Annotated in this window: 20 protein-coding genes; 13 read left to right on the forward strand and 7 right to left on the reverse strand. The window is 70.3% G+C overall.

What is annotated here, in order from left to right; genetic code table 11:
* The first annotated feature begins 173 nt into the window (after positions 1-173).
* The 6 genes from ftsZ (at position 174) to ACWC5C_RS02080 (ending at position 5,250) form a co-directional block, all read left to right on the forward strand.
* Entirely contained in the window at positions 174-1,409 is a 1,236-nt protein-coding gene (gene ftsZ / locus ACWC5C_RS02055) for a cell division protein FtsZ (protein ID WP_385448287.1), read from the forward strand.
* 43 nt (positions 1,410-1,452) lie between these two features.
* Positions 1,453-2,184, forward strand: coding sequence for a peptidoglycan editing factor PgeF (pgeF, locus tag ACWC5C_RS02060; protein ID WP_450872789.1), 732 nt, complete (start codon positions 1,453-1,455; stop codon positions 2,182-2,184).
* Positions 2,185-2,187: 3 nt separating this feature from the next.
* Positions 2,188-2,907, forward strand: a complete 720-nt coding sequence (locus tag ACWC5C_RS02065; protein WP_450872791.1) for a YggS family pyridoxal phosphate-dependent enzyme — start codon at positions 2,188-2,190, stop codon at positions 2,905-2,907.
* A gap of 123 nt (positions 2,908-3,030) precedes the next feature.
* On the forward strand, positions 3,031-3,645 hold the full coding sequence (locus ACWC5C_RS02070; RefSeq protein ID WP_385448279.1) for a cell division protein SepF: 615 nt from the start codon (positions 3,031-3,033) through the stop codon (positions 3,643-3,645).
* 74 nt (positions 3,646-3,719) lie between these two features.
* Positions 3,720-4,016 (forward strand): YggT family protein, encoded by a 297-nt coding sequence (locus tag ACWC5C_RS02075; protein WP_055556344.1) that lies wholly within the window; start codon positions 3,720-3,722, stop codon positions 4,014-4,016.
* 49 nt (positions 4,017-4,065) lie between these two features.
* On the forward strand, positions 4,066-5,250 hold the full coding sequence (locus tag ACWC5C_RS02080) for a DivIVA domain-containing protein (RefSeq protein WP_450872793.1): 1,185 nt from the start codon (positions 4,066-4,068) through the stop codon (positions 5,248-5,250).
* Between the two features lie 338 nt (positions 5,251-5,588).
* Here the strand turns inward: ACWC5C_RS02080 and ileS are convergent, their stop codons facing one another.
* Positions 5,589-8,720, reverse strand: a complete 3,132-nt coding sequence (gene ileS, locus ACWC5C_RS02085; protein ID WP_450872795.1) for an isoleucine--tRNA ligase — start codon at positions 8,718-8,720, stop codon at positions 5,589-5,591.
* 593 nt (positions 8,721-9,313) lie between these two features.
* Here ileS and ACWC5C_RS02090 point away from each other — a divergent pair.
* From ACWC5C_RS02090 to ACWC5C_RS02105, 4 genes are all read left to right on the forward strand, one after another.
* On the forward strand, positions 9,314-10,057 hold the full coding sequence (locus tag ACWC5C_RS02090) for a TraR/DksA family transcriptional regulator (RefSeq protein WP_450872797.1): 744 nt from the start codon (positions 9,314-9,316) through the stop codon (positions 10,055-10,057).
* A gap of 72 nt (positions 10,058-10,129) precedes the next feature.
* On the forward strand, positions 10,130-10,711 hold the full coding sequence (locus ACWC5C_RS02095) for a signal peptidase II (protein WP_450872799.1): 582 nt from the start codon (positions 10,130-10,132) through the stop codon (positions 10,709-10,711).
* Positions 10,712-10,784: 73 nt separating this feature from the next.
* On the forward strand, positions 10,785-11,726 hold the full coding sequence (locus tag ACWC5C_RS02100; RefSeq protein ID WP_385449157.1) for an RluA family pseudouridine synthase: 942 nt from the start codon (positions 10,785-10,787) through the stop codon (positions 11,724-11,726).
* Positions 11,723-12,208 carry a GNAT family N-acetyltransferase gene (locus tag ACWC5C_RS02105; protein WP_450872801.1) on the forward strand — a complete coding sequence of 162 codons (486 nt, stop codon included), beginning with the start codon at positions 11,723-11,725 and terminating at the stop codon, positions 12,206-12,208. Before ACWC5C_RS02100 ends, ACWC5C_RS02105 begins: the two co-directional genes overlap by 4 nt.
* Positions 12,209-12,942: 734 nt before the next feature.
* On the opposite strand, the gene ACWC5C_RS02110 is transcribed toward ACWC5C_RS02105, so the two are convergent.
* Positions 12,943-14,064 (reverse strand): mechanosensitive ion channel family protein, encoded by a 1,122-nt coding sequence (locus tag ACWC5C_RS02110; protein WP_450872803.1) that lies wholly within the window; start codon positions 14,062-14,064, stop codon positions 12,943-12,945.
* A 104-nt stretch (positions 14,065-14,168) separates the two neighbouring features.
* On the opposite strand from ACWC5C_RS02110, the gene ACWC5C_RS02115 reads away from it, so the two are divergent.
* Positions 14,169-14,750 carry a dienelactone hydrolase family protein gene (locus tag ACWC5C_RS02115; RefSeq protein ID WP_450872805.1) on the forward strand — a complete coding sequence of 194 codons (582 nt, stop codon included), beginning with the start codon at positions 14,169-14,171 and terminating at the stop codon, positions 14,748-14,750.
* A 6-nt stretch (positions 14,751-14,756) separates the two neighbouring features.
* On the opposite strand, the gene ACWC5C_RS02120 is transcribed toward ACWC5C_RS02115, so the two are convergent.
* The 4 genes from ACWC5C_RS02120 to ACWC5C_RS02135 form a co-directional block, all read right to left on the reverse strand.
* Positions 14,757-16,406, reverse strand: coding sequence for an alkaline phosphatase D family protein (locus tag ACWC5C_RS02120; protein WP_450872806.1), 1,650 nt, complete (start codon positions 16,404-16,406; stop codon positions 14,757-14,759).
* 171 nt (positions 16,407-16,577) lie between these two features.
* Positions 16,578-17,408 carry a thioredoxin domain-containing protein gene (locus tag ACWC5C_RS02125; protein WP_450872808.1) on the reverse strand — a complete coding sequence of 277 codons (831 nt, stop codon included), beginning with the start codon at positions 17,406-17,408 and terminating at the stop codon, positions 16,578-16,580.
* A 64-nt stretch (positions 17,409-17,472) separates the two neighbouring features.
* Positions 17,473-18,171 carry a hypothetical protein gene (locus ACWC5C_RS02130; RefSeq protein ID WP_450873243.1) on the reverse strand — a complete coding sequence of 233 codons (699 nt, stop codon included), beginning with the start codon at positions 18,169-18,171 and terminating at the stop codon, positions 17,473-17,475.
* Between the two features lie 124 nt (positions 18,172-18,295).
* Positions 18,296-19,621: a DUF2252 domain-containing protein gene (locus ACWC5C_RS02135; protein WP_450872810.1), complete on the reverse strand. Its 1,326-nt coding sequence runs from the start codon at positions 19,619-19,621 to the stop codon at positions 18,296-18,298.
* 227 nt (positions 19,622-19,848) lie between these two features.
* Here ACWC5C_RS02135 and dnaE point away from each other — a divergent pair, with 227 nt between their 5' ends.
* Entirely contained in the window at positions 19,849-23,394 is a 3,546-nt protein-coding gene (gene dnaE / locus ACWC5C_RS02140; RefSeq protein ID WP_385448933.1) for a DNA polymerase III subunit alpha, read from the forward strand.
* 73 nt (positions 23,395-23,467) lie between these two features.
* On the opposite strand, the gene ACWC5C_RS02145 is transcribed toward dnaE, so the two are convergent.
* The gene (locus tag ACWC5C_RS02145; protein ID WP_385448934.1) at positions 23,468-23,635 is read right to left on the reverse strand and encodes a hypothetical protein; all 168 of its coding nucleotides are present in this window, start codon (positions 23,633-23,635) and stop codon (positions 23,468-23,470) included.
* 257 nt (positions 23,636-23,892) lie between these two features.
* Here ACWC5C_RS02145 and ACWC5C_RS02150 point away from each other — a divergent pair, with 257 nt between their 5' ends.
* Positions 23,893-25,209 (forward strand): NYN domain-containing protein, encoded by a 1,317-nt coding sequence (locus ACWC5C_RS02150; RefSeq protein ID WP_450872812.1) that lies wholly within the window; start codon positions 23,893-23,895, stop codon positions 25,207-25,209.
* The last annotated feature ends 6 nt before the right edge of the window (positions 25,210-25,215 follow it).

Raw genomic sequence — 25,215 nt, forward strand, 5'->3', positions numbered from 1 at the left:
CTTGTCGACTTAGTGTCCTGTTCCGAAGACTCCGGGAAACAGAGGCACTGGTAACCCTAAACTTCAGCGTTAGGGTTGGGGTCGGCAATCGGAACCGTCCCATTCGGCATCAGTCGGCGCACCGCGGCAACAGCGGGGTGGCGACACGTAACTCGAGGCGAGAGGCCTTCGACGTGGCAGCACCGCAGAACTACCTCGCAGTCATCAAGGTCGTCGGCATCGGCGGCGGTGGCGTGAATGCCATCAACCGGATGATCGAGGTCGGGCTCAAGGGCGTCGAGTTCATCGCGATCAACACCGATGCGCAGGCCCTGCTGATGAGTGACGCGGACGTCAAACTCGACGTCGGCCGTGAGCTCACTCGTGGACTGGGCGCCGGCGCCAACCCCGATGTCGGCCGCAAGGCCGCAGAGGACCACCGCGAGGAGATCGAGGAGGTCCTCAAGGGGGCCGACATGGTCTTCGTGACCGCGGGTGAGGGTGGTGGCACCGGCACCGGTGGCGCCCCCGTGGTCGCCAACATCGCCCGCTCGCTGGGCGCCCTGACGATCGGTGTGGTCACCCGCCCGTTCACCTTCGAGGGCCGCCGCCGCGCCAATCAGGCCGAGGACGGCATCGCGGGGCTGCGCGACGAGGTCGACACCCTCATCGTCATTCCGAACGACCGGCTCCTGTCGATCTCCGACCGCCAGGTGAGCGTGCTCGACGCGTTCAAGTCGGCGGACCAGGTGCTGCTGTCGGGTGTTCAGGGCATCACCGACCTCATCACCACCCCCGGCCTGATCAACCTCGACTTCGCGGACGTCAAGTCCGTGATGTCCGAGGCGGGCTCCGCGCTCATGGGCATCGGCTCGGCGCGCGGCGACGACCGCGCGGTGGCCGCCGCCGAGATGGCGATCTCCTCGCCACTGCTGGAGGCGTCCATCGACGGCGCCCGGGGCGTGCTGCTGTCCATCTCCGGCGGCTCCGACCTCGGCCTGTTCGAGATCAACGAGGCCGCCCAGCTGGTGAGCGAGGCCGCCCACCCCGAGGCCAACATCATCTTCGGCGCGGTCATCGACGACGCGCTCGGCGACGAGGTCCGGGTCACCGTGATCGCGGCGGGCTTCGACGGCGGCCAGCCGCCCGCGAAGAGCCAGAACCGCGACAAGGTGCTCGGCTCGTACAACGGCGGCCGCGAGGAGAGCACGAGCAGCCAGGCTCCCCGTCAGTCCGCCCCGGAGCCCGGCCGTCCGTCCTTCGGTGGCCTCGGCAGCGTCACCCCGCGTGAGGAGGAGCCCGCACCGGAGCCCGCTCCGGTCGCCGAGGTTCCGCCGCCGCCCCCGGTGTCCACCCCGCAGGTCCCGCCGGCCCGTCCCTACCAGGACAGCCAGGCCGAGGAACTGGACGTGCCGGACTTCCTGAAGTGAGCCGGGTGCCATGGCTCCACGGCGACCCTGAAGCGAATCAGCAGTGATAGCGCAACAGCACGACGCGAGCGGCGCGCACTTCGCCTTCACCGACCGGTGGGGCGGGGTGAGCGCCGCTCCGTATGACGAGCTGAACCTCGGCGGCGCGGTGGGGGACGACCCCCAGACCGTGCGGACCAACCGCGAACTGGCGGCCAAGGCGCTCGGCCTGGACCCGTCGTCCGTCGTCTGGATGAACCAGGTGCACGGCCGGGACGTGGCCGTGGTCGAGGGCCCCTGGACGACTGGTGAGATCCCCTCGGTGGACGCGGTGGTGACATCGCGTCGGGGGCTCGCCCTCGCCGTCCTCACCGCGGACTGCACCCCCGTGCTGCTGGCCGACCCGGTCGCCGGTGTCGCGGGTGCCGCTCACGCGGGGCGGCCGGGGCTGGTCGCCGGGGTGGTCCCGGCGGTGGTCGAGGCGATGACGGCTCAGGGCGCGGACCCGGCCCGGATCGTGGCCCGAACGGGTCCCTCCGTTTGCGGCCGGTGCTACGAGGTCCCCGAGGCGATGCGCGCCGAGGTCGCGGAGACGGTGCCCGAGTCCTGGGCCGAGACCAGCTGGGGCACCCCGGCGGTGGACGTGGCGGCCGGGGTACGGGCTCAACTCGCCCGGGCCGGCGTGGAGATGGATGGACAATCTCACATCTGCACGCTGGAATCCGCGGATCACTTCTCGTACCGGCGCGACCGCACCACGGGGCGGCTCGCGAGCTATGTCTGGTTGGACGGCTGAGCTGTGACGGATCGCAAGACGGAACTGGCCGCGAACCTGGCAACGGTGGAGGAACGTATCTCTGCCGCCTGCTCCGCCGCCGGTCGCAAGCGCGAAGAGGTGACCCTGATCGTGGTCACCAAGACGTATCCGGCGAGCGATGTCCGTTTGCTCGCGGAACTCGGCGTGCGGCACGTCGCCGAGAACCGCGATCAGGAGGCCGCCCCGAAAGCTGCGGAATGCGCCGATCTGCCATTGATCTGGCATTTTGTCGGGCAATTGCAGACCAATAAGGTGCGTTCTGTATGTAGTTATGCCGATGTGGTGCAATCGGTTGATCGCAAGCGATTGGTCGACGCGCTCTCGGGTGCGGCCGTGGGGGCCGCGCGCGAGCTGGGTGTCCTGATTCAAGTGGCGCTCGATGTGGACTCCGGTGAGCGGGGTCAGCGGGGAGGCGTCGGTCCGGACGGAGTGGGCGCGCTCGCCGACGCCGTGGCCGCGGCCGACGGGCTGCGGCTGGACGGGCTGATGACCGTCGCGCCGCTGGCCGGCCCCTACGCGGACCAGCCGCGGGCGGCGTTCGGCCGGTTGATGGAAATCTCGTCCGGCCTGCGCGTGGCTCATCCTGCTGCGAACATGGTCTCCGCGGGAATGAGCTCAGATCTGGAAGAAGCGGTTGCGGCGGGAGCGACACATGTGCGCGTCGGCACCGCGGTACTCGGAGTCCGACCCAGGCTCCGGTAACGTCGCGAAGAAGTCGGACCACAGCAGAAAATATGGTCATTCCCGTCAAAAGACGGGCAGGCCACGTGGATCCAGGGCATCCGGTGGCGGAGCCGATCCACCACAGAGCGGAGGACGCAGAGAATGGCCGGCGCGATGCGCAAGATGGCGGTCTACCTCGGCCTCGTGGAGGACGATGGGTACGACGGCCGGGGGTTCGACCCCGACGACGAATTCGAGCCCGAGCCGGAGCCTGAGCGGGAGCGTCGGCGTCATCCGGCAGCGGAGACCGAAGCGCGGCCGGAGAGGGGTGAATCTGTGCGAGTCGTCCACCCCCCCGCACAGCGTGAACCAGCTCCGCTTGTGACGGAAAGCAGACAACCCGCGCGAATTGCCCCCGTGGCGTCTATCACACCTGAACGTCAGAACTTGGAGAAGAACGCACCGGTGATCATGCCCAAGGTTGTGTCCGAGCGGGAGCCGTACCGCATCACCACACTGCACCCCCGGACCTACAACGAGGCCCGTACTATCGGGGAACACTTCCGTGAGGGCACCCCGGTGATCATGAATCTGACGGAGATGGACGACACGGACGCGAAGCGACTTGTCGACTTTGCCGCCGGACTCGTGTTCGGTCTCCATGGGAGCATTGAGCGCGTGACGCAGAAGGTGTTCCTGTTGTCTCCTGCTAACGTCGATGTCACGGCGGAGGACAAGGCCCGTATCGCAGAGGGCGGGTTCTTCAACCAGAGCTGAGACGCAACACGGCAACACCGAGTCATCCGAGGCCGTAAGGCCGCGTACGCAACAGGGGAGAGGGACGCGCGAAGATGGGCATCGCACTGCAGGTGATCTACATCGCGCTGTACTGCTTCCTGATCGTGCTGATCTTCCGGCTGGTGATGGACTACGTCTTCCAGTTCGCACGCTCGTGGCAACCCGGTAGGGCGATGGTGGTCATCCTCGAGGCCACCTACACTGTGACCGATCCGCCACTCAAGCTGCTGCGGCGGGTCATCCCGCCGTTGCGTCTCGGGGGTGTGGCGCTCGACCTGTCCTTCTTCGTGCTGATGATCATCGTCTGGATCCTGATCACCGTCGTGAGCAATTTTGCGAGCAGGGTGTGAACGATACGGTCTTGCCGGTTGCCGACGACTACGTTGAGGTGAAGTAGAGATGCCGTTGACCCCCGAGGACGTGCGGAACAAGCAGTTCACGACCGTCCGCCTCCGAGAAGGCTATGACGAGGACGAGGTCGATGCCTTCCTCGATGAGGTCGAAGCCGAACTGACCCGGCTGCTACGCGAGAACGAGGACCTGCGCGCCAAGCTGGCCGCAGCCACCCGGGCCGCCGCACAGAGTCAGCAGCAGCAAGGCATGCGCAAACCACCGGAACAGCAGGAGCGACCCGGCGCCCCTGTTCCCGCTGCCATATCCGGACCGCCGCAGCAGCAGGGTCAGCCTGGCCCGCCGCAGCAGCAACAGCAGCAGCAACAGCAGCAACAGCAGCAGCAGATGGGTGGCCCGCCGCAGCTTCCGGGCGGTGCCCCGCAGCTGCCGGCCGGTCCGATGGGCCAGGGTGGCCCCGGTCCGATGGGTCAGGGCGGCCCCGGCGGTCCTGGTGGCCCCGGCGGTCCCGGTCCGATGGGCCAGGGCGGCCCCATGGGTCCCGGCGGGCCCATGGGCGGCCCGATGGGCGGTCCCGGCGGCCCGCAGCTGCCGCAGCCGGGTCAGGGTCCGGGCGGCGACAGCGCCGCGCGCGTGCTCTCGCTCGCGCAGCAGACCGCTGACCAGGCGATCGCGGAGGCCCGTTCCGAGGCCAACAAGATCGTCGGCGAGGCTCGCAGCCGCGCCGAGGGCCTGGAGCGCGACGCCCGCGCCAAGGCGGACGCGCTGGAGCGGGACGCGCAGGAGAAGCACCGTGTCGCGATGGGCTCCCTGGAGTCCGCTCGTGCCACGCTCGAGCGCAAGGTCGAGGACCTGCGTGGCTTCGAACGCGAGTACCGCACGCGGCTGAAGTCGTACCTGGAGAGCCAGCTGCGCCAGCTGGAGAACCAGTCCGACGACTCGCTGGCCCCGCCGCGTACCCCGGCGACCGCGTCGCTGCCGCCGTCCCCCTCGATGAGCGGGTCCATGGCTTCCTCGGGTGCCGGCTCGATGGGTGGCCACACGATGGGCGGCAACCAGTCGATGGGCGGTGGCCATCAGCAGAACGGCGCCGCGCCGTCGTACGGTGGTCAGCAGCAGATGTCTCCCGCGATGACCCAGCCGATGGCACCGGTGCGGCCGCAGAGTCCGCAGCCGATGCAGCAGGCGCCTAGCCCGATGCGGGGCTTCCTCATCGACGAGGACGACAACTGACGCTTCGCGCGTCAGCGCGTCTCGGCAATCACGGGCCGGGCCCGGGAGCTTGAAGCTCCCGGGCCCGGCCCTTTTGCTGCGCGGCGCCTCTTTCCCCTACCCGCCCCTCCCCGCAACCGGGGCTCCGCCCCGGACCCCGGTCCTCAATCGCCGGACGGGCTGGGACGTGGTCCTCAATCGCCGGACGGGCTGGGTTGGGCTGGTTGTGGGCAATCGTTCCGCGAGGGGGCACCTCCCAGCGGTAGCTGGGGGAGGAACGGGTGGGCACAACCCGGCCACCGGGCCGCACTCGGCGACGAAACCCCGCCCCGGGACGGAGCCCCGGGGCAGGGTGGGGGTTACGCCTTGTGGAGGTGGAAGGTGAGGCCCAGGGCCGGGTCTTCGAAGGGGGGGCCGTAGGCGGGGGCGGGGTCGCCGGGGGCGAAGTCCGTGGCGAGGACCTCGTCGGCGATCAGCTCCGCGTGGTCCGTGAGGGCCTGGCGGAGTTCCTCGTCGGACGACTGCCACCGCAGGGCGATCCGGTCGGCGACGTCGAGGCCGCTGTTCTTACGGGCCTCCTGGATCATCCGGATCGCGTCCCGGGCGAGGCCCGCGCGCCGCAGTTCCGGGGTGATCTCCAGGTCGAGGGCGACCGTCGCGCCCGAGTCGGAGGCGACCGACCAGCCCTCGCGCGGGGTCTCGGTGATGATGACCTCGTCGGGGGAGAGGGCGACCGTCTCGCCGTCGACCTGGACCGAGGCCGTCCCCTCGCGAAGGGCGACCGACAGCGCGGCCGCGTCGGCGTCCGCGATGGCCTTGGCGACCGGCTGGGTGCCCTTGCCGAAGCGCTTGCCCAGGGCACGGAAGTTGGCCTTGGCGGTGGTGTCGACCAGCGAGCCGCCGACCTCGCTCAGCGTGGCGAGCGAGGAGACGTTCAGCTCCTCCTCGATCTGGGCGCGCAGCTCGGCGCCCAGGGCCTCGAAGCCGGACGCGGCGACCAGCGCCCGCGAGAGCGGCTGGCGGGTCTTGACGCCGGATTCGGCACGGGTGGCCCGGCCCAGCTCCACCAGGCGCCGTACGAGGGCCATCTGGGCCGAGAGCGCCGGGTCGATCATGGCCTGGTCGGCCTCCGGCCACGAGGTGAGGTGGACGGAGGCCGGGGCGTCCGGGGCGACGGGGACGACCAGGTCCTGCCAGACGCGCTCGGTGATGAACGGGACCAGCGGGGCCATCAGCCGGGTGACCGTCTCGATGACCTCGTGCAGGGTGCGCAGCGCGGCCGCGTCGCCCTGCCAGAAGCGGCGGCGCGAGCGGCGCACGTACCAGTTGGACAGGTCGTCCACGAACGAGGACAGCAGCCGCCCGGCGCGCTGGGTGTCGTACGCCTCCATCGCCTGGGTGACCTGCTCGGTGAGGGTGCCCAGTTCGCCCAGCAGCCAGCGGTCCAGCATCGGGCGTTCGGCGCGGGCCGGGTCGGTGGCGGACGGCGCCCAGCCCGAGGTGCGGGCGTACAGGGCCTGGAAAGCGACGGTGTTCCAGTAGGTGAGCAGCGTCTTGCGCACGACCTCCTGGATGGTGCCGTGGCCCACCCGGCGGGCCGCCCACGGCGAACCGCCCGCGGCCATGAACCAGCGCACGGCGTCGGCGCCGTGCTGGTCCATGAGCGGGATCGGCTGCAGGATGTTGCCCAGGTGCTTGGACATCTTCCGGCCGTCCTCGGCCAGGATGTGACCGAGGCAGACCACGTTCTCGTAGCTCGACCGATCGAAGACGAGCGTGCCGACCGCCATCATCGTGTAGAACCAGCCGCGGGTCTGGTCGATGGCCTCGGAGATGAACTGCGCCGGATAGCGCTTCTCGAAGATCTCCTTGTTGCGGTACGGGTAGCCCCACTGCGCGAACGGCATCGAACCCGAGTCGTACCAGGCGTCGATGACCTCCGGCACCCGCACGGCGTCCAGCGAGCAGCCCTCGGCGGGGCAGGTGAAGGTGACCTCGTCGATGTACGGGCGGTGCGGGTCGAGCCCGGTCTGGTCGGTGCCGGTCAGCTCGGACAGCTCGGTGAGCGAGCCGACGCAGGTCAGGTGGTTCTCCTCACAGCGCCAGATGGGCAGCGGGGTGCCCCAGTAGCGGTTGCGGGAGAGCGCCCAGTCGATGTTGTTGTTGAGCCAGTCGCCGAAGCGGCCGTGCTTGACCGAGTCCGGGAACCAGTTGGTCTTCTCGTTCTCCCGCAGCAGCGCGTCCTTGACCTGGGTGGTGCGGATGTACCAGGACGGCTGCGGGTAGTAGATCAGCGGGGTGTGGCAGCGCCAGCAGTGCGGGTAGCTGTGCTCGTACGCCAGGTGCTTGAAGAGCAGACCGCGCTCGTCCATGTCGCGGACCAGCGCCTCGTCGGCCTTCTTGAAGAACTGCCCGCCGACCAGGTCAAGATCGTCCTCGAAGGTGCCGTCCGTGCGGATCGGGTTGACGATCGGCACGCCGTAGGCGCGGCTGGACTTGAAGTCCTCTTCACCGTAGGGCGCCTGGTGGACGAGGCCGGTGCCGTCCTCGGTGGTGACGTAGTCGGCGTTGACGACGAAGTGCGCGTCGGGGATCTCGACCAGCTCGAAGGGGCGCTGGTACGTCCAGCGCTCCATCTCGGCGCCGGTGAAGCTCTGGCCGGTGGTCTGCCAGCCCTCGCCGAGCGCCTGCTCGACCAGCGACTCGGCGACGACCAGCTTCTCGTTGCCGTCCGTGGCGACCACATAGGTCACCTCGGGGTGGGCGGCGACGGTGAGGTTGGCGACCAGCGAGAACGGGGTGGTCGTCCAGGCCAGCAGCGACGCCTCGCCCGCCAGCGGGCCGGAGGTCAGCGGGAAGCGTACGTAAACGGAGGCGTCGACGACGGTCTCGTAGCCCTGCGCCAGCTCGTGGTCGGACAGACCGGTGCCGCAGCGCGGACACCAGGGGGCGACCCGGTGGTCCTGGACCAGGAGGCCCTTGTTGAAGATCTCCTTGAGCGACCACCACACCGACTCGACGTACTCGGGGTCCATCGTGCGGTAGGCGTCGTCCAGGTCGACCCAGTAGCCCATACGCTGGGTCAGCTCGGCGAAGGCGTCGGTGTGCCGGGTCACCGACTCCCGGCACTTGGCGTTGAACTCGGCGATGCCGTACGCCTCGATGTCCTTCTTGCCGTTGAAGCCCATCTCCTTCTCGACCGCCAGCTCGACCGGCAGGCCGTGGCAGTCCCAGCCCGCCTTGCGGGCGACGTGGTAGCCGCGCATGGTGCGGAAGCGGGGGAAGACGTCCTTGAAGACGCGGGCCTCGATGTGGTGCGCGCCCGGCATGCCGTTCGCGGTGGGCGGGCCCTCGAAGAAGACCCACTCCGGGCGGCCCTCGGACTGCTCGAGGGTCCGGGCGAAGATCTTGTTCTCGCGCCAGAAGTCGAGCACGGCGTGCTCGAGGGCGGGCAGGTCGACCTGGGCGGGCACCTGGCGGTACTGCGTCATCGGAATACGTCCTCCGGCGGATACGTCTCGATCGTTTCCGTCGGAGGGACGAGAGCCGTCAGCGCTCCCGCGGTACCACCCTCCTTGGCCGCGAGCAGTGCGCTCCCGGCCCCCTCATTGGGGTCGCGATGCCGGTTCTACTGGCCCAGTGCGGGTGTTCTTCCGGCGGCTCAGGGGTGATCCTTCGCATCGCGCTCGCCCCCGGGCTCACACCGTCCCCGGGTCGCTGGTGGCCGCGTACGACGCTACTCGTCCCCATCCACGCCTTTCGCTGGGCCCAGTGTACGGGGCCGGACGGGCCGCGGCCGACCGCTTTACGCCGCTGCGCCGACTGGCGTACGGGCCCCACCCGAGATGACCCGAATGCCGATACGCCGGGTGCTGCAGCCCGGGAGCCGTCGCACGTCACTCTCCGGTACCGGTTCCCGGCCGGATTACCGGGCGGCGGGTGGGGCATGACGGTGGAGACCGGATTGCCGTACGGGCAAGCCGGGCGAATCGGGCGGCGTGCCCCGTTGCCGCGTGACCGGAGTCGATTTATCGTTCCGGAACGATTCGCGAGCAAGATCACAATATGTGAAGGGGCCGCGGCCATGGTGGCGAGGAAGACCGCCGTGCAGAAGAGCACGGCGAAAGCGACGAAGGCCGCGTCCGCGAAGAAGAGCGCCGCGCCGGACGACAAGGCCGCGAAGAAGGCCACGGCCAAGAAGGCCGCGAAGACCACGGCCGCCAAGACCACGAAAGCCACGGTCAAGAAGGCCACGGCCAAGAAGACCGGATCGGCCGCACCCGCCAAGAAGGCGGTGCCCGCGAAGAAGACGGGAGCCAGGAAAGTGGTTGCGAAGAAGACCCCGGGCGGCGCGCCGACCGCGAAACAGGCCGCGCCGTCGTTCCCGCCCTCCGGCGTGCCCAAGGCCCGGGTCTCGGGCGGCCCCGTGGACCCCGCCGAGCTGGCCGTACGCCCCGGTGAGGACCCCTGGTCGGCGGAGGAGGTGGAGGAGGCGCGCACCGAGCTGCTGACCGAGGCGGGCCGGCTGCGCACCGAGATCCTCGCCTCCGAGCAGGCCATCACCGGGCTGATGCGCGACTCCGGCGACGGCGCGGGCGACGACCAGGCCGACACCGGCACCAAGAACATCACGCGCGAGCACGAGATGGCCCTCGCCGGGAACGCCCGCGAGATGCTGCTGCAGACCGAGCGCGCCCTGGAGCGGCTGGACGCCGGGACGTACGGGCTGTGCGAGAACTGCGGGAACGCCATCGGGAAGGCCCGGATGCAGGCGTTCCCGCGCGCCACGCTGTGCGTCGAGTGCAAACAGCGCCAGGAGCGCCGCTGACCGTCCGCACGCCTGTGCCGTACCCTCGTCCTGAGCCAGGGGGAGACTGGCCCGGACGATGAGGGACACACGTTGACAGAGGCGGAGCAGGCCATCGGTACGCCAGATGCGGGGAAGGCCGAGGAGGGCGCCGGGACCAGCGCCGCCGGTGCCGCGGCGGGGGCCGGGAAGAAGCGGCGGATCGGGGTGCTGGTCGCGGTCGCCGGGTTCGCGTACCTCCTGGATCTGGGCAGCAAGCTGGCCGTGGTCGCCAAGCTGGAGCACCACGCTCCGGTCGAGGTGATCGGCACCTGGCTGCAGCTGGAGGTGATCCGCAACCGTGGCGCCGCCTTCGGCATGGGCGAGGCGATGACCATCGTCTTCACGGTGATCGCGGCCGCGGTGATCGTGGTCATCGCGCGGCTGGCCCGCAAGCTCTACAGCCTGCCCTGGGCCATCGCGCTCGGCATGCTCCTCGGCGGCGCCTTCGGCAACCTCACCGACCGGGTCTTCCGGGCGCCCGGCCATCTCCAGGGCGCGGTCGTCGACTTCATCGCGCCCGCCCACTTCGCGGTCTTCAACCTCGCCGACTCGGCGATCGTGTGCGGCGGCTTCCTGATCGTGATCCTGTCGTTCCGCGGTCTCGACCCGGACGGCACGGTCCACAAGGACTGACGGCGCTTGCCGGTACGGGGCCGGTATCCGACGGGCGTACGAACCGGTCCGCGCGGTCCGTCATACTCGACGGGTGAGTACCATTCCCGAGATCCGCACCCTGCCCGTACCCGACGGACTGGAGGGCGAGCGCGTCGACGCCGCGATCGCCCGCATGTTCGGCTTCTCGCGGACCAAGGCGGCCGAGCTGGCCGCCGCCGGAAAGGTGCAGGTCGACGGCAGTACCGCCGCGAAGTCCGACCGGGTCTCCGGCGGCGCCTGGCTCGAAGTCGAGATGCCGCAGGCCGCGCCGCCGGTCCAGATCGTCGCCGAGCCCGTCGAGGGCATGGAGATCGTCCATGACGACGACGACATCGTGGTCATCGCCAAGCCGGTCGGCGTCGCCGCCCACCCCAGCCCCGGCTGGACCGGCACCACCGTGATCGGCGGGCTCGCCGCCGCCGGGTTCCGCATCGCCACCTCGGGTGCCGCCGAGCGCCAGGGCATCGTCCACCGGCTGGACGTGGGCACCTCCGGGCTGATGGTCGTCGCCAAGTCCGAGCGTGCGTACACCCTGCTCAAGCAGCAGTTCCGGGAGCGTACGGTCGAGAAGCGCTACCACGCGCTGGTCCAGGGCCACCCCGATCCGCTGAGCGGCACCATCGACGCGCCGATCGGGCGCCACCCCCAGCACGACTACAAGTGGGCCGTGACCGCCGACGGCAAGCCGAGCGTCACCCACTACGACCTCATCGAGGCCTTCCGCGCCGCCAGCCTCCTCGACATCAAGCTGGAGACCGGGCGCACCCACCAGATCCGGGTGCATATGTCGGCCCACCGCCATCCGTGCGTCGGCGACCTCACCTATGGGGCCGACCCCACGCTCGCCAAGCGGCTCAAGCTGACCCGGCAGTGGCTGCACGCGATGCGGCTCGGCTTCGAGCACCCGTCGGACGGCAGCTGGATCGAGTTCGAGAGCCCCTACCCGGACGATCTGCAGCGGTCGCTGGACATCGTGCGGTCGGAGAGCGCGTGAGCCTGCCGGTGGTGATCGAGGTCGTGACCGACGGCGATCTCACGGGCTGCCATGCCGTGCGCCGCGAGGTCTTCGTGGTCGAGCAGGGGATCTCCGTGGAGGAGGAGATGGACGCGTACGACGCGCACGCCGTCCACCTCCTGGCCTCCTCGGCGGGCCGCCCCGTGGGCACCGTACGGTTCCTCCACGGCGCCGCCGCCGACAAGAAGTACGGCCGTGCCGGGGTGAACGGCGCCACCACCGCCGCCCTCGGCCGCCTCGCCGTGGCCGCCGCGGCGCGCGGCACGGGGCTGGGGGCGGCGCTCGTCCGGGCCGTCGAGGCGGAGGCCGGGCGGCGGGGGCTGACCCAGGTCTACCTGGAGGCGCAGACCCACGCGCTGGCGTTCTACGAGCGGCTGGGGTACGAGGCGTTCGGGCCGGAGTTCGACGAGGGCAGCGGCATCCCGCACCGCGCGATGCGCCGTCCGCTGCGGGGGGCTTAGCCCCCACCCCGCCCCTCCCCGAACCCCGGGGCTCCGCCCCCGGCCCCCGCCCGGGGCTCCGCCCCCGGACCCCGCTTGGGGCTGCGCCCCCGGATCCCGCCTGGGGCTGCGCCCCTGACCCTGCCTGGGGCTCCGCCCCTGGACCCCACCCGGGGCTCCGCTCCTGGGCCCCGTCTGGGGCTGCGCCCTGGATTCTGCCCTGGGGACTGTGCCCCCGGTCCCTGCCTGGGGCTCCGCCCCTGGACCTCGCCTGGGGCTGCGCCCTGGATTCTGCCCTGGGGGCTGTGCCCCCGGGTCCCGCCCAGGGCTGTGCCCCCGGGCGCCGTCTGGGGCTGCGCCCTGGATTCTGCCCTGGGGCTGCGCCCCCGGCCCCTGCCCGGGGCTGCGCCCTTGGGCCCGGCCTGGGGCTGTACCCCCTGGGCCCCGCCTGGGGGTGCGCCTCGGATCCTGCCCTGGGGCTGCGCCCCCGGGTCCCGCCTGGGGCTGTGCCCCTGGGCCCCGTCTGGGGCTGCGCCCCCGGATCCTGCCCTTGGGCTGTGCTCCTGGCGCCCGTCTGGGGCTGCGCCCCCGGCCCGCGCCTGGGGTTGTGCCCTGGATCCCGTCTCGGAGTTGTGCCCCGACCTTGCCTGGGGGCACCCGGGAACTCGTCGGGGCTCCGCCCCCCCTGGACCCCCGTGGCGGGGGCGTGTCTCTGTGCGTGGCTCGGGAGTGCGGCGTGATCTGTGGGGGGGGGGCTAGCTCTTGCGGAAGCCGTTGTCGAAGCGGGCGAAGTGGTCCTCGTGTGGGGGGTCGGTGTGGGTGGGCTGGGTGGGGAGGTGGGGTTGGGGGGCGGGGGCTGTGGTGATGCGGGGGAGGGCGTATGGGTGCTGCTCGCGTAGCCAGGTGATCATCCGCTCGCGGACGTCGCACCGCACCGTCCACGCGTCGTCGGAGTCGCGCGCGGTCATCAGCGCGCGCACCACGATGGTGCTCGGGCTGGTGTCGGTGACGACCAGGCTCCAGTCCCGCCCGTCCCAGGCCCGCGACTCCTGCACGATCTCGCGCAGCTTCGTCCGCATCTCCTCGATCGGGGCGTGGTGGTCGAGGTGGAAGAGGACCGTGCCGGTCTTCTGGGCGCCGCCGCGCGACCAGTTCTCGAACGGCTGGCCGGTGAAGTACGACACCGGCATGGTGATCCGGCGCTCGTCCCAGGTCCGCACGGACAGGAAGGTGAGGGTGATCTCCTCGACCGTGCCCCATTCGCCGTTGACCACCACCGTGTCGCCGATCCGCACCATGTCGCCGAAGGCGATCTGCAGCCCGGCGAAGAGGTTGCCCAGCGTCGACTGGGCGGCGACACCGGCGACGATGCCCAGGATTCCGGCGGACGCCAGCATCGACGTGCCGACGGCACGCATCGCGGGGAAGGTCAGCAGCATCGCCGACGCCGCCACCACCCCGACCACGGCGGCGACCACGCGCTGGATCAGCGTCACCTGGGTGCGCACCCGCCGCACCCGCGCCGCATCGTGCGCGCTGGCGGCGTAGCGGGAGTACGAGGACTCCACGATGGCCCCGGAGCCGCGAATCACCAGCCAGGCGGTCGCCGCGATGAGTACCAGCGTGAGCAGTCGCCCGATCGCCGTGTGGTGGGCGGTGATGACCTCCGCGTTGATCGTCTCGTACGAGCCCCGCAGCAGCGCCGTGCACACCGTCACCTGGAGCGGCAGCCGACAGCCGCGCAGCAGGTCCCACAGCGGGGTCTCCGGGTGCCGGGCGTCGATGCGCCGCAACAGCCAGTCGGCTGCCCAGCCGATGAAGAGGGTGATGGCGAGGGAGCCGCCGATGACGATGAGCGGACGCAGCACGTCCTCCATGAAGATCTTCCTCGTCCTTCCGCCGGAGGTTTTCGGTTCCGCCTTCCCGGGCCTTACCTGGCACGATGGGCGAAGCGCGTTCCACCCACTAGGAAGTGACTACTGTGTCCCGTTCCCCGATCCTGCTCCTCCATTCCATGTACGGCCTGCGGCCCGCGGTGCACGCGGCGGCGGACCGGCTGCGTGCCGCGGGGCACGAGGTGCTCGTACCCGATCTGTACGAGGGGCGGACGGCGGACACCGCCGAGGAGGGCATGGCCCTCAAGGAGGAGATCGGCGGGGACGAGCTGCTGAAGCGGGCGGTGCGTGCCGCCGCGCCGGTCTCGGACCGGGGGCTGATCTACGCGGGCTTCTCGCTCGGCGGCTCGATCGCGCAGAACCTGGCGCTGGCCGACGAGAAGGCGCGCGGGCTGCTTCTGCTGCACGGGACCTCGGACATCGCGGACGACACGACGACCGACGAGCTGCCGGTGCAGCTGCACGTCGCCGACCCCGACCCGTTCGAGCCGCACGACTGGCTGAACGCCTGGTATCTGCGGATGGGACGGATCGGGGCCGATGTGGAGGTCTTCCGGTATCCGGGGGCCGGGCATCTGTTCACCGACCCGGAGCTGCCGGACTACGACGAGCAGGCCGCCGAGGCCACCTGGCGGGTGGCGCTCGGCTTCCTCGACGAGCTGAGCTAGCGGGGGTCAGGCCACCGGCCGGTCGGCGCGCTCTACGCGCTGGGTGCCGGAGCGGGTGCGGTAGGACCGGGACCAGGACGCGGTGGCGTCGGGGTCGGTCTTGTCGGAGACGGCGTAGTAGTCCATCTGGGCCCGCTCGGCGGTGACGTCGAGCACGCCGTAGCCGTGCGCGTCCATGTCCAGCCACTTCACATGGCGGTTGGCGGCCCGGAGGGCGGCGGCCGCGGCCAGCGAGACGGTGTGCGCCGGTACGTGGAGCAGATCGTCCAGGTTGTCCGAGGTCACCGAGGTGACCACGAACTCGGTCGCGGCCGAGTCGGAGAGCGGATAGGTCGCCGCCTTCACCGGCACGTCGTTGGCCCACGCCATATGGATGTCACCGGTGAGGAAGACGGTGTTGCCGATGGCGTTCCCGGTGAGGTGGGCGAGCAGTTCGCGCCGGTCGCCCGTATAGCCGTCCCACTGGTCGGTGTTGATCGCCAGGCCCTCCTTGGGCAGCCCGAGGAGTTCGGCCAGCGGGGCGAGCAGCTCGGCGGAGAGCGAGCCGAAGGCGACCGGCGAGATCATCACCGAGTTGCCGACCAGCCGCCAGGCGGTGTCCGAGGCGGAGAGTCCGGACTTGAGCCAGTCGAGCTGGGCGCGCCCGGTGACCGTGCGCTCCGGGTCGTCCACCGCGCCGCTGCCCACGCCCGCCTGCTGGGAGCGGAACGAGCGCAGGTCGAGCAGGTGGAGGTCGGCGAGGGTGCCGTAGCGCAGCCGCCGGTAGGTGGTGCCCGCGGTGGAGGGGCGCACCGGCATCCACTCGAAGTACGCCTGCTTGGCGGCGGCCACCCGGGACGCCCAGGCGCCCTCGGCGCCGGGGGTGTGGTTCTCGGCCCCGCCCGACCAGGCGTCGTTGGCGAACTCGTGGTCGTCCCAGATGGCGATCACCGGGACCGCGGCGTGCAGCGCCTGGAGGTCGGCGTCGGTCTTGTATCTGCCGTGCCGGGTGCGGTAGTCGGCGAGGGTGGTGATCTCGTGGGTGGGGGCGTGCTGGCGGACGACGCTCTTCTCATCGGGGTATTCGCCGCTCTGGTACTCGTAGATGTAGTCGCCCAGATGCAGGACCGCGTCCAGGTCGGCGCGGTCGGCGAGATGGCGGTACGGGGAGAAGTAGCCCGCCTCCCAGTTGGCGCAGGAGACCACGCCGAAGCGGATCCCGTCGGGCGCGGCGTCGGCCGCCGGTGCGGTGCGGGTGCGCCCCACCGGGGAGTACGCGCCGCCGTCCGCGCGGAAGCGGTAGAAGTAGTCGGTGGCCGGGCGCAGTCCGCGCACATCGGCCTTGACGGTGTGGTCGGCCGAGGCGGTGGTCTTGGTGGTGCCGTGCGCCACGACCGTACGGAACTCCCGGTCCGTGGCGACCTCCCAGCCGGTCTCGACGGCCGGGCCGAGCCCCGAACCGGGCACGGCGTCGGGGGCGGGGGTGACGCGCGTCCACAGCAGGACGCCGTCGGGCAGCGGATCGCCGGAGGCGACACCGTGCAGGAAGGCGGGGCCGGTGTCGGCGTGGGCGGACGACTGGGCGGCCAGTGGCAGCAGGGCGGCGGTGGCCGCTACGGCCGTGACGGCGCTGCGGCGGGATATGTGGTTTTTGGCGTCGGTCACGGCCGACGACATTACTGGCAAGTAAGCCCGAAGGGCAGGCCTTCCGGGGGAAGTTCGCCCATGTGTCGCCGCGGGGTCACCGCCGGGTCGGCGGGCGTGCCCTCGGGGTGTTCCCGGGAGGGCGCGCCCGCGTGGACCCGGCGGTGGCGACCCGGCGGTGCGGACCCGGTGGCGCGGCGGCGGTTACTTCTTCAGGTTCTGCTGGACGAGCGGGGTGAACTGGTCCGGCGTCATGGGCGGGTTCTTCTGGGGGGTCTCCAGCACCTTGCCGTTGAGCTTGAAGGCCGGGGTGCCGTCGACGTCCTTGGCCTTGTTGAACGACTTGGACATGGACAGCGCCCACCGGTCGTAGGTGCCCTTCTTCACGGCCTTCTCGAAGGCCGCGTTGCCCTTCAGCTCCTTGACCTGCTGGGCGACGTCGATCAGCTTCTGGTCGTCGGCGAAGGCGTCGTCGGTCTCCTCGGGGTGGTTCTTCGGGGAGTAGAGCGCCGTCTTGTAGTCCAGGAAGGCCTGCGGGCTCACGTTGAGCGCCGCGCCGAGCGCGCTCAGGGCGTTCTTCGAGCCGGCGCCGGGCATCTGCTGGTTGTCGTCGAGGAAGGTGCCCATCGTGAACTGCGCCTTGTAGGTGCCGTCCTCGATGTCCTTGAGCACGGTCGGCCCGGTGAACTTCTCGAACTGGGCGCAGACCGGGCAGCGCATGTCCTCGTAGACGTGCAGGGTGTTCTTGGCCTTCTTGTCGCCGATGACCACCGTGGTGCCCTGGGCGCCGCTGGTGTTGGCGGGCTTCGCCATCGTCTTCTTCTCGGCGGCCGTCCGCCACTTCTGGTTGACGTCATCGGTGTTGATGTTGGTGACGGCGTAGCCTATGCCGCCCGCTATCGCGAGGACCGCGAGGACCGCGCCGCCGACGAACAGCTGGCGGCGCGTCCGCTCCTTCTTGGCCTGGCGCTCACGCTCGGCGCGCAGCCGCTCGCGCGCGGCCTGCTTGTTCTGGTGGCTGTTGCGGTTGCTCATGATGGATCGATCTCCGTCGTTCTGCGTCGGTCAAAGATGCGTACGTGGAAGAGAAACGCTGTGCTCAGGCGGCGCTTGAGCAGGGCGGTCCACGACGCACGACGGAGTGCACCAGAAGGGGGAGCGCGGGGGCCGGGCGCGCCGGGCGCACCGGCAGCACGGCGGGCTCGCGCGGCCGCAGGGCCGCGGTGACGACCGCGACGGCCAGCAGGAGGGGCCGGAAGGCGAACCCGGCGAGGGCTCCGAGCAGCCGCCCGAAGGCGGCCTCACCGCGCCGCAGCCAGGCCGAGGCGACCAGCCCGATGACGATGTGCACGGCGAGCAGCAGCCACGGGGTGGCGGAGCTGACGGCGGCGGACAGGGGAGTGCCACCCCCCGGATGGGTGATCCCGGCCAGCGGGGTGCCCACGTCACCGCTGCGGCAGAGCAGGTCGACGCCGAGGGAGCGCAGGGGGCCGGCCACCGGGCCGCCGGACTGGCCGTAACAGGCGTCCTGGCCCGTGGTGAAGACCGTGTCGGCGGCCAGCTCCAGCGGGACCAGCAGGGCGGCGATGCCCCAGAAGCCCCGCTCCCGGCCCGCGAGCGCGTATGCGAGGGCGAAGACGGCCACCGCGACCACGGCGACCGTGGACAGCGGCAGCGGGGCGCGGGAGAGCAGCACATGGGACGCCGAGGACAGGGTGACGCACAGCGCTGTGAAGAGCGCCGCGCGCAGGGCCCTCAGCCGGGGCCCGGTGCCGCCCGTGACGGCGGCGCTGCCCATCGCGTCCATAAGGTCGGATTGTGCCACGTTCGCCTGTAGGAGTGACATCAAGAGCGGCACCAGGGCCGAGCAGGCCGTGGGGTGCCCGCCCGGCGGACACCCCGCTGCCGCCCCGCGGCCCTGCTCAGAGCCCCGGGATGCGGCCGTTGCGGAAGAGGTCCACGAAGATCTGGTGATCGGCGCGGGCCTGGGCGCCGTACGTGTGGGCGAAGTCCACCAGCAGCTCCCCGAAGCCGTCCTCGTCGGCGGCGATCACCGCGTCGATGGCGCGCTCGGTGGAGAACGGCACCAGCGAGTGGCCGCTCTGGTCGTCGGCCGCGGCGTGCATGGTGGCGGTCGCCCGTCCGAGGTCCGCGACGACGGCCGCGATCTCGGCCGGGTCGTCGATGTCGCTCCAGTCCAGGTCCACCGCGTACGGCGACACCTCGGCGACCAGCTGCCCGGCCCCGTCCAGCTCGGTCCAGCCCAGCCACGGGTCGGCGTGCGCCTGGAGGGCGCGCTGCGAGATCACCGTGCGGTGGCCCTCGTGGTGGAAGTACGCGCGGACCTGCTCGTCGGTGATGTGCCGGGAGACCGCCGGGGTCTGCGCCTGCTTCATGTAGATCACCACATCGTTCTCCAGGGCGTCGCTGTTGCCCTCCAGGAGGATGTTGTACGAGGGCAGCCCGGCGCTGCCGATGCCGATGCCCCGGCGGCCCACGACGTCCTTGACGCGGTAGGAGTCAGGACGCGCGAGACTGGACTCGGGAAGCGTTTCCAGATAGCCGTCGAAGGCGGCCAGCACCTTGTAGCGGGTCGCGGCGTCCAGCTCGATGGAGCCGCCGCCCGCCGAGAAGCGGCGCTCGAAGTCGCGGATCTCGGTCATCGAGTCGAGCAGCCCGAAGCGGGTCAGCGAGCGGGCGACGCGCAGCGCGTCCAGCAGCGGGCCCTCGGCCGTCTCCAGCGTGAAGGGCGGCACCTCGTCGTTCTTGGCGCCGGTGGCCAGCGCGTGGATCCGCTCGCGGTAGGCGGCGGCGTAGATGCGCACCAGCTCGGTGATCTTCTCGTCGCTGAGCGCCTTGGTGTAGCCGATGAGCGCGACGGAGGCGGCGAAGCGCTTGAGGTCCCAGGTGAAGGGGCCGACGTACGCCTCGTCGAAGTCGTTCACGTTGAAGACCAGACGCCCGTTGGCGTCCATGTAGCTGCCGAAGTTCTCGGCGTGGAGGTCACCGTGGATCCACACCCGGCTGGTGCGGTCGTCCAGGTACGGCCCCCCGGCGCGCTCGCGCTCCACGTCGGAGTAGAACAGGCAGGCCGTGCCCCGGTAGAAGGCGAACGCCGAGGCGGCCATCTTCCGGAATTTCACGCGGAAGGCGGCCGGGTCGGCGGCGAGCAGCTCGCCGAAGGCGGTGTCGAAGACGGCGAGGATGTGCTCGCCGCGCTGTTCCGCCTGGGTCTGCTGGGTCGACATCGCGTAGCGCCTCCTGGGGCATGGGGATTACGGCGTGGTGACTCATACGACAGGGTGTTTTTCATCCCGTCCGACGTACATTCCGACGTGCGTGACGGGCTGGAGGATCCCGAGAGGATCACCGTCTGAGGCTACTCGCCCGCGCCCGTCCGCTGTCAGTCCGGAGGGGTAACCTTCGGTCCTGTCCCACCCAGCTGTCATCGACCGTTCGCCGGAGGTCTGCCACCGTGACCAAGCCGCCCTTCACGCACCTGCATGTCCACACCCAGTACTCGCTGCTGGACGGTGCGGCGCGGCTCAAGGACATGTTCAACGCCTGCAACGAGATGGGCATGACGCACATCGCCATGACCGACCATGGCAACCTCCACGGTGCGTATGACTTCTACCAGCAGGCGACGGGAGCCGGGGTCACCCCGATCATCGGCATCGAGGCGTATGTCGCGCCGGAGTCGCGGCGCTACAAGCGACGGGTCCAGTGGGGCCAGCCGCACCAGAAGCGCGATGACGTCTCCGGTTCCGGTGGTTACACCCACAAGACGATCTGGGCGGCGAACAAGACCGGTCTGCACAACCTGTTCCGGCTCTCCTCCGACGCCTATATGGAGGGTTACTTCGTCAAGTGGCCCCGGATGGACAAGGAGACCATCGCCCAGTGGTCCGAAGGGCTGATCGCCTCCACCGGCTGCCCGTCCGGTGAGCTGCAGACCAAGCTGCGGCTCGGCCAGTTCGACGAGGCGGTCAAGGCGGCCTCCGAGTACCAGGACATCTTCGGCAAGGACCGCTATTTCCTGGAGCTGATGGACCACGGCATCGAGATCGAGCGCCGGGTCCGGGACGGGCTGCTGGAGGTCGGCAAGAAGCTGGGCATCCCGCCGCTGGTCACCAACGACTCGCACTACACCTACTCCCGCGAGTCCGTGGCGCACGACGCGCTGCTGTGCGTCCAGACCGGCAAGAACCTCTCCGACCCGGACCGCTTCCGCTTCGACGGCACCGGCTACTACCTGAAGTCCACGGAGGAGATGTACGCCATCGACTCCTCGGACGCCTGGCAGGAGGGCTGCCGCAACACCCTCCTGGTCGCCGAGCAGATCGACGCCTCCGGCTGGTTCGAGAAGCGCGACCTGATGCCGCGCTTCGACGTGCCCGAGGGGTACACGGAGGTCACCTGGTTCCAGGAGGAGGTCCGCAAGGGGATGGCCCAGCGCTTCCCCGGCGGCGTTCCCGAGGACCGGGAGAAGCTCGCCCAGTACGAGATGGACGTCATCATCCAGATGGGGTTCCCGGGGTACTTCCTCGTGGTCGCCGACTTCATCATGTGGGCCAAGAACAACGGCATCGCGGTGGGCCCGGGCCGAGGCTCCGCGGCCGGTTCGATCGTCTCGTACGCGCTGGGCATCACCGACCTCGACCCGGTCGAGCACGGGCTGATCTTCGAGCGGTTCCTCAACCCCGAGCGCGTCTCCATGCCCGATGTCGACATCGACTTCGACGAGCGTCGGCGCGGTGAGGTCATCCGGTACGTCACCGAGAAGTACGGCGCCGACAAGGTCGCCCAGATCGGTACGTACGGCACGATTAAGGCGAAGAACGCGATCAAGGACTCGGCCCGCGTGCTCGGCTATCCGTACGCGATGGGTGACCGCATCACCAAGGCCATGCCCGCCGACGTCCTCGGCAAGGGCATCCCGCTCTCCGGCATCACCGACGAGAAGCACCCCCGCTACAGCGAGGCGGGCGAGGTGCGCGGGATGTACGACAACGAGCCGGACGTGAAGAAGGTCATCGATACCGCGCGCGGTATCGAGGGCCTGGTCCGTCAGATGGGCGTGCACGCCGCGGGTGTGATCATGTCCAGCGAGACGGTGACCGACCACGTCCCGGTGTTCTCGCCGAAGAACGACGGCCAGGTCGTGACCCAGTGGGACTACCCCACCTGTGAGTCGCTGGGCCTGCTGAAGATGGACTTCCTGGGCCTGCGCAACCTCACCATCATGGATGACGCGGTCAAGATGGTCCGCGCCAACAAGGGCGTCGACCTCAAGATGCTCGACCTCACCCTGGACGACCCCAAGACCTTCGAACTGCTCTGCCGCGGCGACACCCTCGGCGTCTTCCAGTTCGACGGCGGCCCCATGCGGTCCCTGCTGCGCATGATGAAGCCCGACCACTTCGAGGACATTTCCGCCGTCTCGGCCCTCTACCGGCCGGGCCCGATGGGCATGAACTCGCACATCAACTACGCGCTGCGGAAGAACGGGCAGCAGGACATCACCCCGATCCACCCCGAGCTGGAGGAGCCCCTCAAGGAGGTCCTCGGCATCACCTACGGCCTCATCGTGTACCAGGAGCAGGTGCAGAAGGCCGCCCAGGTGCTCGCGGGGTACTCGCTCGGACAGGCCGACCTGCTGCGCCGGGCGATGGGCAAGAAGAAGCAGGAGGTCCTGGACAAGGAGTTCGTGCCCTTCCAGAAGGGCTGCCGGGAGCGCGGCTACTCCGACGAGGCCATCCAGGCCGTGTGGGACGTGCTGGTCCCGTTCGCCGGATACGCGTTCAACAAGGCGCACTCCTCCGCGTACGGCCTGGTCACCTACTGGACCGCGTACCTCAAGGCCAACTACCCCGCCGAGTACATGGCGGCGCTGCTGACCTCGGTCCGTGACGACAAGGACAAGTCGGCGGTCTACCTCAACGAGTGCCGCCGCATGGGCATCAAAGTGCTCACTCCGAACGTCAACGAGTCCGAGGCCAACTTCACCGCTCAGGGTGACGATGTGATCCTCTTCGGCCTGACGGCGGTCCGTAACGTCGGTCAGAACGTGGTGGACGCGATCATCCGCGGCCGCAAGTCCAAGGGGAAGTACAGCTCGTTCCCCGACTACCTGGACAAGGTCGAGGCGGTCGTCTGCAACAAGCGCACCACGGAATCGCTCATCAAGGCGGGTTCCTTCGACGAGATGGGCCACACCCGCAAGGGCCTCACCGCGCACTACGAAACGATGATCGACAACGTGGTGGCGGTGAAGCGCAAGGAGGCCGAGGGGCAGTTCGACCTCTTCGGCGGCATGGGCGGCGAGAGCGGAGACGGGGAGGCGCCGGGCTTCGGGCTCGACATCGAGTTCTCCGACATCGAGTGGGACAAGACGTATCTGCTCGCCCAGGAGCGCGAGATGCTCGGCCTCTACGTCTCCGACCACCCCCTCTTCGGCATCGAGCACATCCTCAACGACAAGGCCGACGCCGCGATCTCCCAGCTCACCGGCGGTGAGCACGCGGACGGCGCGATCGTCACCATCGGCGGCATCATCTCCGGCCTGCAGCGCAAGATGACCAAGCAGGGCAACGCCTGGGCCATCGCGACCGTCGAGGACCTGGCCGGGTCCATCGAGTGCATGTTCTTTCCGGCCACGTATCAGCTGGTCTCCACCCAGCTCATCGAGGACGCCGTCGTCTTCGTCAAGGGCCGTCTCGACAAGCGCGAGGACATTCCGCGCCTGGTCGCCATGGAACTGATGGTCCCCGACCTGTCCGACGCGGGCACCAACGCCCCCGTGACGATCACCATTCCGACCGTCAAGGTCACCCCGCCGCTGATCGAGAAGCTGGGCGAGGTGCTGACCCACCACCGAGGCTCGACCGAAGTGCGGATCAAGCTGCAAGGGGCGCGCAAGACCACCGTGCTGCGGCTCGACCGGCACCGGGTCACCCCCGACCCGGCACTCTTCGGCGACCTCAAGGTGCTGCTGGGAGCCTCCTGCCTGGCGGGCTGAGGACACCTCGAAGGACGACATGAGGGGCGCGCCCGGCTGCCGGGCGCGCCCCTCAACCGCTCATGGGCGGCGGTCAGTTGTGGCCGAAACTCTTCTGGCGGCCCTTGCGTGCCGTCGACGGGGACCCCTCCGACGGCATCTGCTGGGACTGCGCTTCCCTCGGGGGCTGCTGCGTCTGGTCGGCCTGACCGCGGTTCTGCTGTTGCTGCTGCTTGCGATCGCGGTTCTTGTTCTTACCCATGGTGGTGTGCCTCCAGTTGGGATCAGCCCCCGGGAAGAAACAGTGACACGCCTTGGTGACCCGTGCATTTCGGGCAATTACCGTGAGTGAGAAGGGCGGTCTTGCCGAGGAGACCGTATCCGCCACGCCGGTGATCCAGTTCGGACTGATAACCCCCGTACGGTCGGGCAGACTCGAAGGGAGGACGAAGAAGAGATCCGGGGCACGGCTGTGTCGGGGGGCGACCGACGACTGGACTTCAGGAAAGAGGGTGGAACGTGGACCGCTGCGTCGTCCTGGTGGACGCCGGCTATCTGCTGGGCGCCGCCGCGAGCCTGCTGGCCGGGGAGCCCGCCCGCTCCCGTATCTCCGTCGATCACGCGACCCTGATCCAGGGGCTGCGGGAGCGCGCCGAGGCCGAGACCGAGCGCCCGCTGCTCCGCATCTACTGGTTCGACGGCGCCCCCGACCGCGTACCGCAGCCCGAGCACCGGCGGCTGCGCGTGATGCCCCGCGTCACCGTCCGGCTCGGCGCGCTGACCCGCAGCGACGGCCGCTGGGCGCAGAAGGGCGTGGACGCCGCCATGCACGCCGAGCTGACCGAGCTGGCCCGCAACCGCGCCTGCTCCGACATCGTGCTGGTCACCGGAGACGGCGATCTGCTGCCCGGGCTGATGTCCGCCAAGGAGCACGGCGTCGCCGTCCACCTGTGGGCGGTCCAGGCCGCCGACGGCGACTACAACCAGTCCGAGGACCTGGTCGCCGAGGCCGACGAGCGGCGCGTCCTGGACCGGGCGTGGATCACCGGGGCGGTGCGCGCCAAGGAGCTTCCCGGGCCCTGCGCCCCCACCACCGAGCCGCGCCCCGAGATCGCCGCCATCCTCGCCGCCCCGCTGCCGGAGACCGCGGCGGCGGCCGCCGCCGCGGCCGCGGCGGGCAGCGAGGCGCCCGCCGGGCGCAACGGCACGGCGCGGCCCGGCGCGGGCGCCCCCGGCGCCGCCCCCGCCGCCGGAGCGGACGACAGAGCCACGCCCGGCCCGGCGCCCGCCACCGCGCCGGACACCACGACCGGGGGCGGGGCCAAGGGCGTGCCCACCCCGAAGGACCTCGCGGGCCTGGGCCGTGGGCCCGTGGCAGGCGGACCGTCCGCGCAGCACCCGGCGCCCAGCGCCACCCTCCGCTGGTCCTCCGACAAGGGCTGGGTCGACCGGGGCCCGGGCTCCGGGGTGGGCGAGCCGCCGGAGACCGCCAACCTGCCCATGCTGGCCCAGCTCACCAGCGCCGAGCAGCGCTGGGCCGACCGCGAGGAGGACATCACCGCCGTCAGCGGCGACCCGTTCGAGGTCGGCCAGGTCTTCGCCCGCCGCTGGATCGAGCGGCTCTCCGAGCCCGCCCACCTCCACCAGCTGTCGACGGAGTACCCGCGCATCCCGCACCGCATCGACGGTGAGCTGCTGCGCTACGCCGCCCGCTTCGGTCTGCTCGCCCACAAGGACGACCAGATCGACGAGCACGACCGCTACGCGATCCGGGCCGGGTTCTGGCGCGAGATCGACCTCCGCACCGCCGCCGAGCACGCCCCGGCGGGGGAGTAGGCCCGG

The sequence above is a fragment of the Streptomyces sp. NPDC001700 genome (genome assembly GCF_053596435.1).

Excerpts from the sequence above, each read along its gene's own strand:
- ACWC5C_RS02070 (WP_385448279.1), top strand. The coding sequence starts at position 3,031 with ATGGCCGGCGCGATGCGCAAGATGGCGGTCTACCTCGGCCTCGTGGAG.
- ACWC5C_RS02075 (WP_055556344.1), top strand. The coding sequence starts at position 3,720 with ATGGGCATCGCACTGCAGGTGATCTACATCGCGCTGTACTGCTTCCTG.
- ACWC5C_RS02080 (WP_450872793.1), top strand. The coding sequence starts at position 4,066 with ATGCCGTTGACCCCCGAGGACGTGCGGAACAAGCAGTTCACGACCGTC.
- ileS (WP_450872795.1), bottom strand. The coding sequence starts at position 8,720 with ATGACGCAGTACCGCCAGGTGCCCGCCCAGGTCGACCTGCCCGCCCTC.
- ACWC5C_RS02090 (WP_450872797.1), top strand. The coding sequence starts at position 9,314 with ATGGTGGCGAGGAAGACCGCCGTGCAGAAGAGCACGGCGAAAGCGACG.
- ACWC5C_RS02110 (WP_450872803.1), bottom strand. The coding sequence starts at position 14,064 with ATGGAGGACGTGCTGCGTCCGCTCATCGTCATCGGCGGCTCCCTCGCC.
- ACWC5C_RS02120 (WP_450872806.1), bottom strand. The coding sequence starts at position 16,406 with ATGTCGTCGGCCGTGACCGACGCCAAAAACCACATATCCCGCCGCAGC.
- ACWC5C_RS02125 (WP_450872808.1), bottom strand. The coding sequence starts at position 17,408 with ATGAGCAACCGCAACAGCCACCAGAACAAGCAGGCCGCGCGCGAGCGG.
- ACWC5C_RS02130 (WP_450873243.1), bottom strand. The coding sequence starts at position 18,171 with ATGGGCAGCGCCGCCGTCACGGGCGGCACCGGGCCCCGGCTGAGGGCC.
- ACWC5C_RS02135 (WP_450872810.1), bottom strand. The coding sequence starts at position 19,621 with ATGTCGACCCAGCAGACCCAGGCGGAACAGCGCGGCGAGCACATCCTC.
- ACWC5C_RS02145 (WP_385448934.1), bottom strand. The coding sequence starts at position 23,635 with ATGGGTAAGAACAAGAACCGCGATCGCAAGCAGCAGCAACAGCAGAAC.